The sequence below is a fragment of the Caballeronia sp. LjRoot31 genome (assembly GCF_964253885.1).
Taxonomy (GTDB): domain Bacteria; phylum Pseudomonadota; class Gammaproteobacteria; order Burkholderiales; family Burkholderiaceae; genus Caballeronia.
Genome location: NZ_CAXURX020000001.1, coordinates 1,928,159 through 1,943,533, shown reverse-complemented (window position 1 = coordinate 1,943,533; position 15,375 = coordinate 1,928,159). Strand labels below are relative to the sequence as shown.

13 protein-coding genes are annotated in these 15,375 nt (G+C 60.3%); 11 read left to right on the top strand and 2 right to left on the bottom strand.

The features are described from left to right. Positions 1-114: 114 nt before the first annotated feature. From ACSQ8V_RS08635 to ACSQ8V_RS08585, 11 genes are all read left to right on the top strand, one after another. The gene (locus ACSQ8V_RS08635; RefSeq protein WP_436205445.1) at positions 115-1,788 is read left to right on the top strand and encodes a glycosyltransferase family 39 protein; all 1,674 of its coding nucleotides are present in this window, start codon (positions 115-117) and stop codon (positions 1,786-1,788) included. Between the two features lie 117 nt (positions 1,789-1,905). Continuing rightward, positions 1,906-2,277, top strand: a complete 372-nt coding sequence (locus ACSQ8V_RS08630; protein ID WP_089159042.1) for an SMR family transporter — start codon at positions 1,906-1,908, stop codon at positions 2,275-2,277. Between the two features lie 134 nt (positions 2,278-2,411). Further along, a complete protein-coding gene (locus tag ACSQ8V_RS08625) occupies positions 2,412-3,575 on the top strand; it encodes a DegT/DnrJ/EryC1/StrS family aminotransferase (RefSeq protein WP_436205444.1) in 1,164 nt (387 codons plus the stop codon). 120 nt (positions 3,576-3,695) lie between these two features. Further along, positions 3,696-4,724, top strand: coding sequence for a glycosyltransferase (locus tag ACSQ8V_RS08620; RefSeq protein WP_213764000.1), 1,029 nt, complete (start codon positions 3,696-3,698; stop codon positions 4,722-4,724). 7 nt (positions 4,725-4,731) lie between these two features. Then, positions 4,732-5,772 carry a formyltransferase gene (locus ACSQ8V_RS08615; protein WP_436205443.1) on the top strand — a complete coding sequence of 347 codons (1,041 nt, stop codon included), beginning with the start codon at positions 4,732-4,734 and terminating at the stop codon, positions 5,770-5,772. Further along, positions 5,769-6,818, top strand: a complete 1,050-nt coding sequence (locus ACSQ8V_RS08610) for a bifunctional UDP-4-keto-pentose/UDP-xylose synthase (RefSeq protein WP_436205442.1) — start codon at positions 5,769-5,771, stop codon at positions 6,816-6,818. The genes ACSQ8V_RS08615 and ACSQ8V_RS08610 overlap by 4 nt, the downstream gene beginning before the upstream one ends. A 9-nt stretch (positions 6,819-6,827) precedes the next feature. Next, positions 6,828-7,724 carry a polysaccharide deacetylase family protein gene (locus ACSQ8V_RS08605; RefSeq protein ID WP_436205441.1) on the top strand — a complete coding sequence of 299 codons (897 nt, stop codon included), beginning with the start codon at positions 6,828-6,830 and terminating at the stop codon, positions 7,722-7,724. A 450-nt stretch (positions 7,725-8,174) separates the two neighbouring features. Beyond that, positions 8,175-8,636 (top strand): peroxiredoxin, encoded by a 462-nt coding sequence (locus ACSQ8V_RS08600; RefSeq protein ID WP_436205440.1) that lies wholly within the window; start codon positions 8,175-8,177, stop codon positions 8,634-8,636. A 475-nt stretch (positions 8,637-9,111) separates the two neighbouring features. Next, positions 9,112-10,986, top strand: coding sequence for a PhoH family protein (locus tag ACSQ8V_RS08595; RefSeq protein ID WP_436205439.1), 1,875 nt, complete (start codon positions 9,112-9,114; stop codon positions 10,984-10,986). A 224-nt stretch (positions 10,987-11,210) separates the two neighbouring features. Further along, positions 11,211-12,413, top strand: coding sequence for an NlpC/P60 family protein (locus ACSQ8V_RS08590; protein ID WP_436205438.1), 1,203 nt, complete (start codon positions 11,211-11,213; stop codon positions 12,411-12,413). A 129-nt stretch (positions 12,414-12,542) separates the two neighbouring features. Beyond that, the gene (locus ACSQ8V_RS08585) at positions 12,543-13,349 is read left to right on the top strand and encodes an SDR family NAD(P)-dependent oxidoreductase (protein ID WP_213764007.1); all 807 of its coding nucleotides are present in this window, start codon (positions 12,543-12,545) and stop codon (positions 13,347-13,349) included. Between the two features lie 52 nt (positions 13,350-13,401). Here the strand turns inward: ACSQ8V_RS08585 and ACSQ8V_RS08580 are convergent, their stop codons facing one another. Both ACSQ8V_RS08580 and ACSQ8V_RS08575 read right to left on the bottom strand, forming a co-directional pair. Continuing rightward, complete coding sequence (locus tag ACSQ8V_RS08580; protein WP_213764008.1) at positions 13,402-14,412, bottom strand: inorganic phosphate transporter; 1,011 nt, start codon at positions 14,410-14,412, stop codon at positions 13,402-13,404. A 29-nt stretch (positions 14,413-14,441) separates the two neighbouring features. Further along, positions 14,442-15,068, bottom strand: a complete 627-nt coding sequence (locus ACSQ8V_RS08575; RefSeq protein WP_089159053.1) for a DUF47 domain-containing protein — start codon at positions 15,066-15,068, stop codon at positions 14,442-14,444. Positions 15,069-15,375: the final 307 nt, after the last annotated feature.

Below are 15,375 nucleotides of genomic sequence, written 5' to 3'. Positions count from 1 at the left end.
CGAAGCTTGCCCCCAATGTGCCTGCTAAGCGGGCCTTAAGCCTCAATGCGCCAAACTCGAGCCCCCATGGATTTTGCTAGCGCCGCGAAAGCGGCATCGGACAGGTCGACTCTCATGAACGATACGCCTTCGCGGCTACCGCTCACCCGCCTCGCACTTCTGTTGCTAATCGCGGCACTCGCCGTGATCTGGTTCGCGCCGCTGGGCCTGCGTCATCTCGTCCCAAGCGACGAAGGCCGTTACGCCGAAATGGCGCGCGAAATGTTCGTGACCGGCGACTGGATCACGCCGCGTTACAACGGCTACAAGTATTTCGAAAAACCGCCGCTGCAAACCTGGGCGAACGCGCTGACGTTCGCATGGTTTGGTATCGGCGAATGGCAGGCGCGGCTTTATACCGCGTTGACGGGCTTTGCCGGCGTGCTGCTGATCGGCTATACCGGCGCACGGGTCTTCAACGGCGTGACAGGATTTTGCGCGGCCGTCGTGCTCGCAACTTCGCCGTACTGGAACCTGATGGGCCATTTCGATACGCTCGACATGGGCCTGTCGTTCTGGATGCAACTCACGCTCTGCAGCTTGCTGCTGGCGCAACGTCCGAACCTGCCCGCGCCCCAAGTCCGCCTCTGGATGTGGCTTTGCTGGGCCGGCATGGCGCTCGCGCTGTTGTCAAAGGGGCTGGTCGGCCTGATCCTTCCGGGCGCGGTGCTGGTGCTCTACACGTTGATCGCGCGTGACTGGGCGTTGTGGCGCCGGCTTTATATTGGCAGCGGGCTGATCCTGTTCCTGATAATTGCCGCGCCGTGGTTCGTTCTGGTCCAGATCAAGAACCCCGAATTTCTGAATTTCTTTTTCATCGTGCAGCAGTTCGCCCGATATCTGACCCCCGAGCAGAATCGTCCGGGTGCGTTTTATTACTTCGTGCCGGTGCTGATTGTCGGCTTCCTGCCCTGGCTCTCGGTGTCGTTCCAGAGCGTCCGGCATGCGCTGAAGGTACCGCGCCAGCCGAACGGCTTCGCACCGGTCACTCTGCTCCTGGTCTGGTCGGCGTTTATCTTCTTGTTCTTCAGCGCATCGCATTCGAAACTGCTGTCGTACACGCTGCCAATCGCGCCTTCCATTGCGTTGCTGATCGCAATCTACTTGCCGCTGCTCACGCGCGCCCAATGGCACAAGCACCTGACCGGGTACGCGGTTTTTCTTGTCGTGGCGGCTTTCGGCGCGATCTTTTTGGGTCGGATGGGCGGTGGCCACACGCCGAATGCGCTGTACAGGGAATTTCAGGTCTGGGTGTACGCCGCGCTCGCCGTGGCCTTCGTGGTCACGCTGGCCGCCATCTGGCTGAACCGGCGCAGTTCGATCGGTGGCGTGGTGCTACTGGGAACTGCGTGGCTGCTGATAGGCACGATTGCCGGCACCGGCCACGATGTATTCGGCCGCGAAAGCTCTGGCGTGCAGTTGGTGCCCGCGGTGAAAGCCGCCATGGCCCGATTGCCCGCCGACACGCCGTTCTACTCTGTGGCCAAACTCGATCACACCATGCCGTTCTATCTCGGCCACACCATGATCATGGTCCAGGAACCCGACGAACTGAAGTTCGGAGTCACGACGGAACCCCAGAAGTGGGTGCCGACCATCGACGAGTGGATCCAGCGTTGGGATGCGCAACGCTACGGTCTTGCGCTGATGCCGCCCGGCCGGTATGACGAGTTGCTGGCAAAGCACGTGCCCATGCAGGTCATAGCGCGGGACGACCGAAGGGTGATTGTCGAGAAACCCCAGCCTTGAAACAATGGCGCCGCGTGTTGACCTGAGCACCGGCCGCCCGCGGATACAAAAGCCGGACAACGCCACGAAGTCTCACCGCTTCGCCGCGCTCCGCAAAAAACCCTATTACGGCCCACGATGAACCCGATATCCTTCATTTGCATCATCACCGGCGTCATGCTAAACGCCGGTGCGCAGTTGCTGCTCAAAGCGGGCGTGAACGCGGTCGGCCATTTCGAATTCACCCCGGCGAACATCGTGCCGATTGGTTTCAAGATCGCGACGCAATGGCCGATCATCGGCGGGCTGGCATGCTACGTGATCAGCGTCTTCGTGTGGATCGTGGGATTGTCGCGGGTCGACGTTTCCATTGCGTACCCCATGCTCTCGCTTGGCTACGTGGTGAACGCGTTCGCGGCGTGGTATTTGTTTGGCGAAATCCTGTCATTGCAACGGCTGGTCGGCATCGGCATTATCCTGATCGGCGTCGTGGTACTGACGCGCGGTTGAGGTGTTAAGCGCAGCCAAATGTGCCTGAGCGAACCTGAATCCGGCACACCCCCGGCTGACATTGCGTATCAAAGACTGTGCTTCAAAGACTGTGTATCAAAGATCTCACCGTTCCTTTCCTTCGCAGAGCTTCCATGACCCAGAACGTGCCTTCTAATACGCTTGCCTTTCTGCCTTTCGTACGCGCCGAGATCGACGAAGAAACGATTCAGGGCGTCGTCGACGTTCTGCGTTCGGGCTGGATCACGACCGGTCCGCAAAACCAGCAGTTCGAAGCCGAACTGTCCGCCTATTGCGGCGGCCGCCCGGTACGCACGTTCAATTCCGGCACGGCGACCATGGAGATTGGCTTGCGGATCGCTGGCGTGGGCGAAGGCGACGAAGTCATCACCACACCCATGACCTGGGTCTCGACCAGCAATGTGATCATTGAAACAGGCGCTACACCGGTGTTCGCGGATATCGACCCGATCACGCGCAATATCGACCTGGACCTGCTCGAAAAAGCCATTACGCCGCGTACCAAGGCAATCCTGCCGGTATATCTGTCGGGCCTGCCCGTCGATATGGACCGGTTGTACGGCATTGCGCGCGAGCATGGCCTGCGCGTGATCGAAGACGCGGCCCAGGCGTTTGGATCGTCCTGGCGCGGCCAGAAGATCGGCTCATTTGGCGATATTATTTCGTTTAGCTTTCACGCGAACAAGAACGTCACGTCGATAGAAGGTGGCGCGCTCGTCCTGAATAATGAGGAAGAAGCCGTGCTGGCACAAAAGTACCGGCTGCAAGGCATCACGCGCACCGGCTTTGACGGTATGGACTGCGACCTCCTCGGCGGCAAATACAATCTCACCGATGTCGCCGCCCGCGTCGGCCTTGGCCAGCTCAAGCATGTGGAGCGGTTCACGGAACAACGCCGCGAGCTGGCACGCGCATACTTTGAGAGTTTCGCGAACGGCGCGGCGGTGCGAATGGGCGTGCAGCTACCGGTGCCGAATTTCACCGACAGCAACTGGCACATGTTCCAGATCGCCCTGCCGCTCGAGCGCCTGTCGCTTACGCGCTCGGCGTTCATGGGCCTGATGAAGGAGCGCGGCATTGGCACGGGCGTGCATTACCCGGCGCTGCACCTGTTCACGCTGTATCGCGGACGCGGGTTTCACGAAGGCATGTTCCCGCACGCCGAAAAATATGGCGCATCAACGGTCACGCTGCCGCTTTTCACGCAGATGACCCAGGACGACGTGACACGCGTCGTGCGTGCAGTCAATGAAATCTGTGCGGCGCACGCCATTTAAGGTACCTAAAAAGGCACTTGAATAAGATGCCTAAAGCAGCGCAGGCACGCACGCCACGCGGATGGCACAGCAAAACAAGAACCACATTTATCACGGACACCTAGCGGAACCATCGTCAACATGAGTCAAACGGATTTTCTGCAGACCGGCCCTGAATTAACGGTCGTGATCCCGGTGTACAACGAAGAAGAAGGCCTCGCCGCCCTCTTCTCCCGCCTGTATCCCGCGCTTGACGCGCTCGGCGCAACGTATGAAGTCATCTTCATCGACGACGGCAGCCGGGACAAGTCGGCGAGATTGCTTGCCCAGCAGTTTCGCGCGCGGCCGGACACCACCCGCGTCATCCTGCTGAACGGCAACTATGGCCAGCACATGGCCATTCTCGCGGGCTTCGAACAATCGCGCGGGGAAAGCGTCATCACGCTCGACGCCGACTTGCAGAACCCCCCCGAGGAAATTGCCAAGCTGCTCGAGAAGATGCGGGAGGGTTACGACTACGTCGGCACGATTCGCCAGCAACGCCAGGACAGCTTTTGGCGCAAGAAGGCGTCGCGCCTGATGAACCGGCTGCGCGAGCGCATCACGCGTATCAGGATGACCGACCAGGGTTGCATGCTGCGCGGTTACAGCCGGCACATCATTGACACCATCAACCGCTGCGGTGAAATCAACACCTTCATTCCTGCGCTGGCCTATACCTTCGCGCAGAACCCGATCGAAATCGATGTCGCGCACGAAGAGCGCTTCGCTGGGGAATCCAAGTACTCGCTTTACAGCCTGATCCGCCTCAATTTCGACCTGGTGACCGGATTTTCGGTCGTACCGCTGCAATGGTTGTCGTTTATCGGTGTGATCCTGTCCGTGGGGTCCGCGGGCTTGTTCCTGCTGCTGTTGGTCCGACGCTTCATGTTCGGCGCGGAAGTCGAAGGTGTGTTTACGCTGTTCGCCATCACGTTCTTCATGCTTGGCGTGATCATCTTCGCGCTTGGGCTGCTGGGCGAATATATCGGCCGGATCTATCAGCAAGTGCGTGCACGGCCGCGTTACCTGGTGCAGACCATCCTGGAAGAGCGCGACGGCAAGCTTGCGCGAACCATGCCACGCCAGGAAGCGGTAGCAGCAATCAGCCGCGAGGTCGATCCTCTATGAGGTCGCTATGAACCCAGCGGTTACCGGTACAAACGCTACGAGTGCTACAAGCGCTCCACGCGCGAAACCTCTCGCGGTCGTATTCGCGTATCACAACGTCGGCGTACGCTGCCTGCAGGTCCTGCTCGCCCGTGGCGTGGAGGTCGCGCTGGTCGTCACGCACGAAGACAACCCCGACGAGAACATCTGGTTCGGCAGCGTGAAGTCAGTCGCGGCGGACCATGGCATCACGGTCATCACGCCGGCCGATCCCAAGTCGCCCGAACTGCATGACGCAATCAGCGAACTCGCGCCGGACTTCATTTTCTCGTTCTACTACCGGCACATGCTGCCAGTCGGCCTGCTCGCACTCGCCGCCCGCGGCGCGTACAACATGCACGGTTCGCTGTTGCCGAAGTATCGTGGACGCGTGCCCACCAATTGGGCTGTGCTGAACGGAGAAACCGAAACGGGCGCGACGCTGCACGAGATGGCCGCAAAACCCGACGCCGGTGCGATCCTTGCCCAGACGCCGGTGCCCATTCTCCCCGACGACACCGCCGCGCAAGTCTTCGACAAAACCACCGTCGCCGCAGAACAAACCTTGTGGCGTGTCTTGCCGGCCTTGATCGCGGGCGAAGCGCCGCATTTGCCGAACGACCTCACGAAAGGCAGTTACTTCGGCGGCCGGAAGCCGGAGGATGGCCGCATCGACTGGTCGCAAACCGCGCAGCAGGTCTACAACCTGATTCGCGCCGTCGCGCCGCCGTATCCGGGGGCTTTTACGGACATCGGCCAGCAGCGGTTTATTGTCGCGCGGGCTCGTCTCGTGCCCGAAAACGGCCTGCCGGGTATCGACGCCGAAACCCTGCGTGAGGTCTCGAATTTGCCCCCTGGCCTGCACGTGAAGGATAATGCGCTGTTTGGCGTATGCGGCGACAGCCGCGTCGTCGCCATCCGTGAACTACGGCAACCATTCGTGGACGAAAGCCAGACTCCCGCCGGCGGCGAACGCGTCGTCAGTCCCGCCGAATTCGGCCGACTCACTCAATCACTTCCTCATTCATGAAAAAAGTCCTGATCCTGGGTGTCAACGGCTTCATTGGCCACCACCTCTCCAAGCGCATTCTCGAGACGACCGACTGGGAAGTCTTCGGCATGGACATGCAACGCGACCGTCTCGGCGACCTCGCCAATCACGAGCGCATGCATTTCTTCGAAGGCGACATCACGATCAACAAGGAGTGGGTCGAATATCACATCAAGAAGTGCGATGTGATCCTGCCGCTGGTTGCTATCGCCACGCCGGCGACCTACGTGAAGCAGCCGCTGCGCGTGTTCGAACTCGACTTCGAAGCGAATCTGCCTATCGTTCGTTCGGCTGTGAAATACGGCAAGCATCTCGTGTTTCCGTCGACGTCCGAGGTGTACGGCATGTGCACCGACGAGCAATTCGACCCGGAAGAATCGCAACTGAGCTACGGCCCGATCAACAAGCCGCGCTGGATCTACGCGTGTTCGAAGCAGTTGATGGACCGCGTGATCTGGGGTTACGGCATGGAAGGCCTGAACTTCACGCTGTTCCGCCCATTCAACTGGATCGGCCCGGGCCTCGACTCCATTTACACGCCGAAGGAAGGCAGCTCGCGCGTGGTCACGCAGTTCCTCGGTCACATCGTGCGCGGTGAAAACATCAGTCTCGTCGATGGCGGCGCGCAAAAGCGTGCGTTCACGGATATTGACGACGGCATCGGTGCATTGATGAAGATCATCGAGAACAAGAACGGCGTGGCGACGGGCAAGATCTATAACATCGGCAATCCGAGCAACAACTTCTCGGTTCGCGAACTCGCCCACAAGATGCTGAAGCTCGCCAACGAGATCAGCGAGTACGCCGAAAACGCGAAGACGGTGCAACTTGTGGAAACCTCGTCGGGTGACTACTACGGTGCGGGTTATCAGGATGTGCAGAACCGCGTGCCGAAGATCGACAACACGATCCAGGAACTCGACTGGAAACCGGTCGCGACCATGGACGACGCGTTGCGCAAGATTTTCGAAGCCTATCGCGGCGATGTAGGCACGGCGCGGCGCCTTGTCGAAGATCAGTCTTAAGGACGGCGCGTGGCTCGCATCGTTCTGAAAATCGACGTCGATACCTTGCGTGGCACGCGCGAAGGCGTGCCGAATCTGGCGCGCCTGCTCGACAAATATCGCGCCCGCGCAACATTCCTGTTCAGCCTTGGACCCGATCACACCGGCTGGGCATTGCGCCGCGTGTTTCGGCCCGGGTTTCTCAAGAAGGTCTCGCGGACGTCGGTGGTCGAGCATTACGGCATCAAGACGCTCATGTATGGGGTACTTCTGCCGGGGCCGGATATCGGCCGCCGTGCGGTTGCCGAAATGCGCGCGATTCATGAAGCGGGTTTCGAGTGTGGCATCCACACGTGGGATCACGTGTACTGGCAGGACAACGTCCGTGCCGGCAATCGTGAGTGGACAGCCAAACAAATGCAGCGCAGCCACGCACGTTTCGCCGAGATCTTCGGCACGCGACCCGTTACGCACGGCGCGGCGGGCTGGCAGATGAACGGCTACGCGTTCGAACAGATCGACGCTTGGGGCATGAAGTACGCGTCCGATGGGCGTGGCCACACGCCCTATATTCCGGTGCTCGATGGCCGAACACTGAACCACGTCCAGATGCCCACTACGCTGCCGACGCTGGATGAAATCCTCGGTGTGGATGGCGTTGACGTGAGCAATGTCGCCGCGCATTTACTAGGTCTCACGTCGAAGCAGGCGCACGACCAGGTCTATACGCTCCACGCAGAGCTGGAAGGACAAAAGCTGGCCACGGTATTCGAACAATTGCTGGCCGGCTGGAGCGCGCAAGGTCATAGCTTCTGCACGATGGGCGACTATCATGCGACGCTGGACCGCGCGACGCTGCCCACGTACCCTGTCGCGTGGGGCGAGATTCCAGGTCGCGCAGGCGAGTTGATACTTCAGCCGGATTGATACTTCGGGCGGATTGAAGCATGCGCACGTCTAACGCGTGGTTGGCCTCAGTCGAGCGGGCTATTTTGCAAACTCGGGCGGCGGGATCAGCCGATCCGGCTCCGCCGAACCGAGCAAGCGGATGCCAGTCGATCAAACCCAGCTGGGCCGCGCCATGCCCCGACGCATCAAGCTTTCCCCGAATCCGCACTACCGTTCCAACGTGCTCGCTCTCCAGAAACTGGCGCTTGGGCGCGCGTCACCCGATAACAGCAACCATGTTACATGGGACCGGAGTAAGCGCTATGGGACCAAAGTAGGCACTAAAGCGCCTACTCTGGTCGACACGCCAACTCCGGTCGACCGCAAACAATTTACATGGGACCGGAGTAAGCGCATGGGACCAGAGTAAGGCACTAAAGTGCCAACTCTGTTCTACACGCCAACTCCGGTCGACACAGGAGAAACTTCGTGCCGATCGCAGTCGATCAACCCGTTCCCGATTTCACCGCGCCCGCAACCGGCGGCGACTTTTCGCTGTCTAGTCTGCGAGGCAAGAAAGTCGTGCTGTTTTTTTATCCGAAAGACAATACGCCCGGCTGCACCACGGAAAGCCTGCAGTTCCGTGATCTTTATGCGAAATTCAAGAAGGCAGGCGCTGAAGTGATCGGCATCTCGCGTGACAGCGTGAAATCGCACGACAACTTCAAAGCGAAGCTGGAACTGCCGTACACGCTGGTGTCCGACTCCGACGAAGTCATCTGCACGCTCTTCGGCGTCATCAAAATGAAGAAAATGTATGGCAAGGAAGTACGCGGAATCGAGCGTTCGACCTTCCTGCTGGACGCGAACGGCGTGCTTCGCCGGGAGTTCCGTGGCGTAAAGGTTCCAGGCCACGTTGAGCAGATTGTGGAAGCTGTACAAGCGCTTTGAGGCACGTTATATTGATTCGCAATGAGCGCTTGCCCTTCCCTCCATTTCTCTTTGCGTAGCGTCCGGTGTTTCGCGGCTTTCCCCGCGACCGGCACGGGGTCCCGCTACACGCCACGCCTTGAATCCTGGGGCGTGGCGGAAGTTGAAAGGCGCTTTGAAGCAGGCGCTGTCGAGCCGCTGGTCCCATCGTCCGGGACGGCGGCTTTTTTGTTCGCGGACGCTCCCTTACCCGCAGCGTGTGCGCCTTGGGCGTCCCGCGCCGTCCGTGCGTTTCATCCCCGTTTTCTTCAGGACGCAACTTCCAAGGAGCCGATCGAAATCTAGGCGAACCGGCGTTTTCGAAACCGAAGCGCGTCTCCGGGCGCAAACTGCATCGACGTCCGGCCTTCTGGCTAAAAACCTGAGGCCTGAAAGACCCACGCAGGATGCGACAGGCGACGCACGACATACGATCCGAATCCTATCGAGGAAAACCATGCCTTTGCCTACCGCACCCGTCAAGCTCGGCAACCTCCTGCCGTCTGAAGAATACAAAGCCAAAGCCCGGCCTGCCCGATCATCGAAAAAGCAGGCAAGCGACGGCGATCTAGTTGAAACCGAAACCGATTTCGGCGCGAGTGTCGGCGCTTCGCGGCCTGCTGCCGCGAATACCGCCAACACGTTGCGCGCTATAGCAAGCGAGACGCTGGCGAACGCGGCCAAAGGCTCGGCGGTAGAAGCCTCCGACGCAGCGCCCGCCGCGCGCACGCGCCGCACGAAACAAACCGCGGCGTTGCTGCAACCCGCTGCGGCACCGGCCGAACAGATCGAAACCACGCAGCCCGCTGTCGCTCGTACGCCGGTCGAAGCACGTGAACGCATGCCGGCGCGCTCCGAAGCACCGGTCGCGCCCGTGGCTGCGGCAGCTCAACCGCGTGGCCAGCAAAAGCGCCGCCAGCGTGGTCAGCCGGAAAACGAGATCGGCAAGCTGTTCGTGCTCGACACGAACGTGCTGATGCACGATCCGTCATCGCTGTTCCGGTTCGAGGAACACGACGTCTATCTGCCCATGATGACGCTCGAGGAACTCGACGATCACAAGAAGGGCATGTCGGAGGTCGCGCGCAATGCGCGTCAGGTGAGCCGCACGCTGGATGCATTGGTGGCGCACGTCGGCGAGATGTCGGCGGGGTTGCCGTTGTCCGCGCTGGGCAATCGCGATGCGACCGGCCGCTTGTATTTCCAGACCACGCTGACCGACATTGAGCCGGTAGAAGGCCTGCCGGTCGGCAAGGCCGACAACCAGATTCTCGGCGTGGTCCGCGCGTTGCAAAAGGAGCGCACCGATCGCCAGGTCGTGCTGGTGTCGAAAGACATCAACATGCGCATCAAGGCCCACGCGCTCGGCCTGCCCGCTGAAGATTATTTCAACGATCAGGTGCTGGAAGACAAGGATCTGCTCTATTCCGGTGTCCGCGCGTTGCCGTCCGACTTCTGGACGAAGCACGCGAAGGGCATGGAAAGCTGGCAGGACACCAAGACGGGCACGACGTATTACCGGGTGACCGGTCCGCAATGCGCGTCCATGCTGGTGAACGAGTTCGTTTATTTCGAACCGCAGAACGGCGAACCGTCGTTCTACGGCATCGTGCGCGAGTTGAACGGCAAGACAGCGCTGCTGCAAACGCTACGCGATTACAGCCACCACAAGAACAACGTGTGGGGCATTACGTCGCGCAATCGCGAGCAGAATTTCGCGTTGAACCTGTTGATGAACCCGGACGTGGATTTCGTCACGCTGCTGGGTCAGGCCGGTACCGGCAAGACCTTGATGGCGCTGGCCGCCGGCCTCGCGCAAGTGCTCGACGACAAGCGCTATAACGAGATCATCGTCACGCGTGCGACGGTTCCGGTTGGCGAAGACATCGGCTTCTTGCCGGGTACGGAAGAGGAAAAAATGCAGCCGTGGATGGGCGCATTCGACGACAACCTCGAAGTCCTGCAAAAGACCGACGACGCCGCCGGTGAATGGGGCCGCGCCGCCACGCAGGAACTGATCCGGTCACGGTTGAAGGTGAAGAGCATGAACTTCATGCGCGGCCGGACCTTCGTGGACAAATACGTGATCATCGACGAGGCGCAGAATTTAACGCCCAAGCAGATGAAAACGCTCGTCACGCGCGCCGGTCCGGGCACGAAGATCATTTGCCTGGGAAATATCGCGCAGATCGACACGCCGTATCTGACGGAAGGCAGTTCGGGCCTGACGTACGTGGTCGACCGTTTCAAGGGCTGGACACATAGCGGCCACGTCACGCTCGCGCGCGGCGAACGCTCACGTCTGGCGGATTACGCGTCCGAGATTCTTTAAATTTTCAGCATGTTTTGAAAGCCCGGCAAGCGATGCTTGCCGGGCTTTTTTGCGTCTTTTCAATGCATTTGGATCTAAAAACACGTTCCGTCGAAGCAACACTTACAGCGTAAACCTCAAGTGACTTATTAAGAAAACTTGCCCGTGCCCCGTCTGACGGGCTAGTATCGCGGGACTGTCATCATGGCGAGCGCTCATGTTCACCCTCGGCTCGCCCTTGCCGAATGCGTCGACTCTGGTCACTGCTGCTCCTCACCCTCCTCGTTGCCGCGTGCTCCAGCGCGCCGACGCGGGTGTCGCGTGCACCGGCTGCATCGAACGCTACGGCTTCTAATCGCACCTTCGCTACACCCTCCGGCTTCCCGAATTTCGTCGATCACAGCGTCGGACGCGAGGAAATTTCCATTCAGGCGATGGCGCTCGTGGGCGTGCCGTATCGATGGGGAGGCAATACGCCGGAGGCCGGTTTCGATTGCAGCGGGCTCGTGCGCTATGTGGTGGATCGGGCGGCATCGGTGAATCTGCCACGCACGACGGCGGATATGAGCGTACGCGGTGAATCGATTGAACCCGACGAAGTTGCCCCGGGCGACTTGATTTTCTTCAACACGACGGGCCGGCCGCATTCGCACGTCGGCATCTATGTGGGTAAGCTGCGCTTCGTGAACGCGCCATCGACAGGCGGCACCGTGCGGCTCGATTACCTCACCAATCCGTATTGGGCCAAGCGTTTCGATGGCATCCGGCGCGTCGCGTCGCCGAAAGCCGTGCCGGCTCCGTTCGATGCACCGACCTATCTGGCGTCGCCGGTCCCTGTTCCTGGCCCCGTCCCGGCGGATGGCGCGTCAGGCCGTCCAGCGACGCAAGTCGCCGCTCAGGCCAGCGATCGGTATGAACCGCCGCGCGATCCGCCTATGACGGCCGCGGCAAGCTCCTACCGGAGTACCGCCTCCTCCGATCAGTTCGAACCACCGCCGCCCGCGTTGTCCTCCGCACAGCGGCAGGCGCAATCGGCGGGTGCTGTCTCACCGGCCATCACCACGGCCCGCTCCGGCGCCGATCCGTTCGAGCCGCCGCCGTCCTCGCTTTCCGCCGCACAACGTCAATCGCAAGCAGCAAACGCGATCTCGCCGCCACGCGAGTCGCAAGCTGAATCAAATGCGGTCGCGGCGGCATCGAATGCGCCCGATCCCATCGCGGCCGCTGCCGATGCCTTCGAACCGCCGCCGCCCACCGCCCGGCTGGCGGCGCAGCAGGTGCGTTCGGTTCAAGAGCGACAACCAGAGCAACAACCCTCATCGGTTGGCCGGATTCCCGCGTCCGATCCCGCCGCCCACGTGATGCGCGCCTCCACGAATTCGCTCGCGCCCACGCGCCCCGCTGCCACCGACGACCCCATCGCGAAGTTCGCCAACGGCAGCTACTGAGCCGTCCCCCGGCCAGCGCGTTCAGCGCAATGGCCGACCTGCACGTATTTCCCAGCGTCTGCTATCGTGTCTCGATAACGATTCCATGCGTCATCGAATCGATCATCAGCCTCGAAAGGAGTGAACCTCATGGACTTGGGACTCGCCGGCAAGATCGTGCTCATCACGGGCGGCAGCAAGGGTATCGGCTTCGCGTGCGCGCGGGCGTTTGCAGCGGAAGGGGCGCGCGTCGCGATTGTTTCGCGCGATCCCGCGAACCTCGCCCGCGCTCGCGAAGAACTCGCGAAAGAGGGTTTTCACGTGCATCTCGCGCGTGCCGATCTTCACGAAGCGCACAGCGCACAAGACGTCGTGGAAGAAGCGACGGGCGCGCTCGGCCCGATCGATATTCTCGTGAATTGCGCGGGCGCCGCTAAACGCTACGATCCCGATCTCCTCGATGCCGCCGGTTACAAAGCCGCAATGGACGCGAAATATTTCCCCTGCATCTACCCTCAGCAAGCCGTGCTGAAGCAAATGGCCGAACGGCTGAAAGCGAACCCCAAGGCCGAGCCGGGCGCGGTGGTGAACATCATCGGAATGGGTGGGAAGATCGCGAGCGATATTCATATCGCGGGCGGCGCGGCGAATGCGGCGCTGATGCTGGCAACCGTTGGTCTCGCGCATCATTACGCGAAGCTCGGCATTCGCATCAACGCGATCAACCCGGGCGCGACGTTGACGGAACGCGTAGAGGAAGCGCTGGCGCTCGAAGCGCAGAGACTGGGTGTCACGCGAGATGAAGCGCTGGCGCTAAGCCAGGCGAAAGTGCCGCTTGGGCGATACGCAAAACCCGAGGAGATCGCGGACGTTGCGCTGTTCCTGGCGAGCCGTCGGGCGAGTTACGTATCGGGCGCGATCATTCCGATGGACGGTGTCGGCGCGCCGCTGATCTGACGCACGAAGCGCGGGTGACTTGAAAAAGGCAAGTCACCCGCGAGCCACTCGCTCAAAGAAAGCGATGTCCGAGCCACCAAGCAGCGGCGGCCATCACGGCAGACGCCGGAATGGTCAGGATCCAGGCCCAGACGATGTTCCCCGCCACTCCCCAGCGCACTGCGCTGAATTTCTGCGTCGCGCCAACGCCAACAATCGCGCCGGTGATCGTATGCGTGGTCGACACGGGAATACCCAGAAACGACGCGACGAACAGCGTAATCGCCCCGCCCGACTCCGCGCAAAACCCGCCGACGGGCTTGAGCTTCGTGATCTTCTGGCCCATGGTGCGCACAATGCGCCAGCCGCCGAACAGCGTTCCGAGCCCCATCGACAGATAACATCCGCCGATCACCCAGATCGGCGGCGCGTCGGCCGTTGCTGACGCATACCCCGCCGCGATCAGCAGCATCCAGATCACGCCGATGGTCTTCTGCGCGTCGTTGCCGCCGTGCCCGAGGCTATACAACCCTGCCGATACAAGCTGCCAGCGTCTGAATCGCCGGTCCACCTTGGAGGGCGGCGTGCGGAAATACATCCACGAAACGATCAGCATGAACAGCGATCCGAGCACGAAACCCAGCAGCGGCGAAATAAAAATGAACGAGACGGTCTTGAGCAAGCCCTCCATATTCAGCGAGCCCCACCCTGACTTCGCCCAAGCCGAGCCGACCAGACCGCCGATCAGCGCATGCGACGAACTCGATGGAATGCCGTAGTGCCACGTGATGATGTTCCAGCCGATCGCCCCGATGAGCGCGCCGAAAATCACATATTGATCGACGATAGCCGGGTCGATCGTCCCTTTGCCAACGGTGGCGGCAACCTTCAAATGAAAGATGAAATACGCAATGACGTTGAACGCAGCGGCGAACGCCACGGCTTGCTGAGGTTTCAGCACGCCGGTGGACACAACGGTTGCGATGGAGTTGGCGGCGTCGTGGAAACCGTTCATGAAGTCGAACACAAGTGCGACCACGACGAGCGTAATAACAGCCCAGAGGGCGAGTTGAATCGAATGCATCGTTTATCGAGTGAGTGGCGCGGCTGAAATCAGGCGTTTTCCAGCACGATGCCTTCGATGATGTTCGCGACATCCTCGCATTTGTCGGTGATCGTCTCGAGCAACTCGTAGATTGCCTTGAGCTTGATCAGCGTCTTGACGTTGTCCTCTTCGCGAAAGAGTTTCGACATGGCCGAGCGCAGCACCCGGTCGGCGTCCGATTCCAGACGGTCGATTTCTTCGCAGATCTTGAGGATTTCGCTCGCGCGTTTCATGTCGGCGAGCAGCTTGACGGCTTGCTGCACACGCTCGGAGGTGGCCGTGCAGATATGGGCGAGCTGGCTCATTTCCGCGGTCGATTCGCGCACATCGTAAAGCGAAATGGCGGTGGCGACGTCTTCCATCAGGTCGAGGATGTCGTCCATCGTCGTGATGAGCTTGTGGATTTCGTCGCGATCGAGCGGCGTGATGAAGGTCTTGTGCAGCAGATCGATGGTTTCGTGCGTGAGCTTGTCAGCACGTTTTTCGTTGGTCTGGACGTTCTGCTTATGGACCTCCATCTGGTCCATGTTGTCGATCAGCAGTTCGAGTTCGTGACTGGCGTCAACGATGCACTTCGCGTGCGCATTGAAGATTTCGAAAAATTTGCCCTCGGTGGGCATGAATCGACCAAACATTTGAGTCCTGTTGAGAAATTTTTCTCTTTTTAATCAATTAGTTGATGAATATTACAACATCAACCGTTCTTGCTGTACGCAAAATATACGCAAAATTAATAGCCCCGCCACGAGTTCATGTGTCAAATCCGTGACAACGTCATATTCTATCGGAAAGCGTTTGGTCGTTGGCCTGCGTTCCCGTTCTGGGAGCCAGCGTTATCGTCGACGGGTCTGTTCTCTTTCTTGGCCCACCGTGGAATCCGGCCACACACGTGCATTCTCGAGGCCGCCTTGACCCCGTCAACACGCCGGCCGGATACTTTAA

Bases quoted from the DNA above. Each gene is read 5' to 3' on its own strand.
- ACSQ8V_RS08625 (WP_436205444.1), top strand. From the start codon at position 2,412: ATGACCCAGAACGTGCCTTCTAATACGCTTGCCTTTCTGCCTTTCGTA.
- ACSQ8V_RS08585 (WP_213764007.1), top strand. From the start codon at position 12,543: ATGGACTTGGGACTCGCCGGCAAGATCGTGCTCATCACGGGCGGCAGC.
- ACSQ8V_RS08610 (WP_436205442.1), top strand. From the start codon at position 5,769: ATGAAAAAAGTCCTGATCCTGGGTGTCAACGGCTTCATTGGCCACCAC.
- ACSQ8V_RS08615 (WP_436205443.1), top strand. From the start codon at position 4,732: ATGAACCCAGCGGTTACCGGTACAAACGCTACGAGTGCTACAAGCGCT.
- ACSQ8V_RS08595 (WP_436205439.1), top strand. From the start codon at position 9,112: ATGCCTTTGCCTACCGCACCCGTCAAGCTCGGCAACCTCCTGCCGTCT.
- ACSQ8V_RS08590 (WP_436205438.1), top strand. From the start codon at position 11,211: ATGCGTCGACTCTGGTCACTGCTGCTCCTCACCCTCCTCGTTGCCGCG.
- ACSQ8V_RS08635 (WP_436205445.1), top strand. From the start codon at position 115: ATGAACGATACGCCTTCGCGGCTACCGCTCACCCGCCTCGCACTTCTG.
- ACSQ8V_RS08575 (WP_089159053.1), bottom strand. From the start codon at position 15,068: ATGTTTGGTCGATTCATGCCCACCGAGGGCAAATTTTTCGAAATCTTC.
- ACSQ8V_RS08580 (WP_213764008.1), bottom strand. From the start codon at position 14,412: ATGCATTCGATTCAACTCGCCCTCTGGGCTGTTATTACGCTCGTCGTG.
- ACSQ8V_RS08630 (WP_089159042.1), top strand. From the start codon at position 1,906: ATGAACCCGATATCCTTCATTTGCATCATCACCGGCGTCATGCTAAAC.
- ACSQ8V_RS08620 (WP_213764000.1), top strand. From the start codon at position 3,696: ATGAGTCAAACGGATTTTCTGCAGACCGGCCCTGAATTAACGGTCGTG.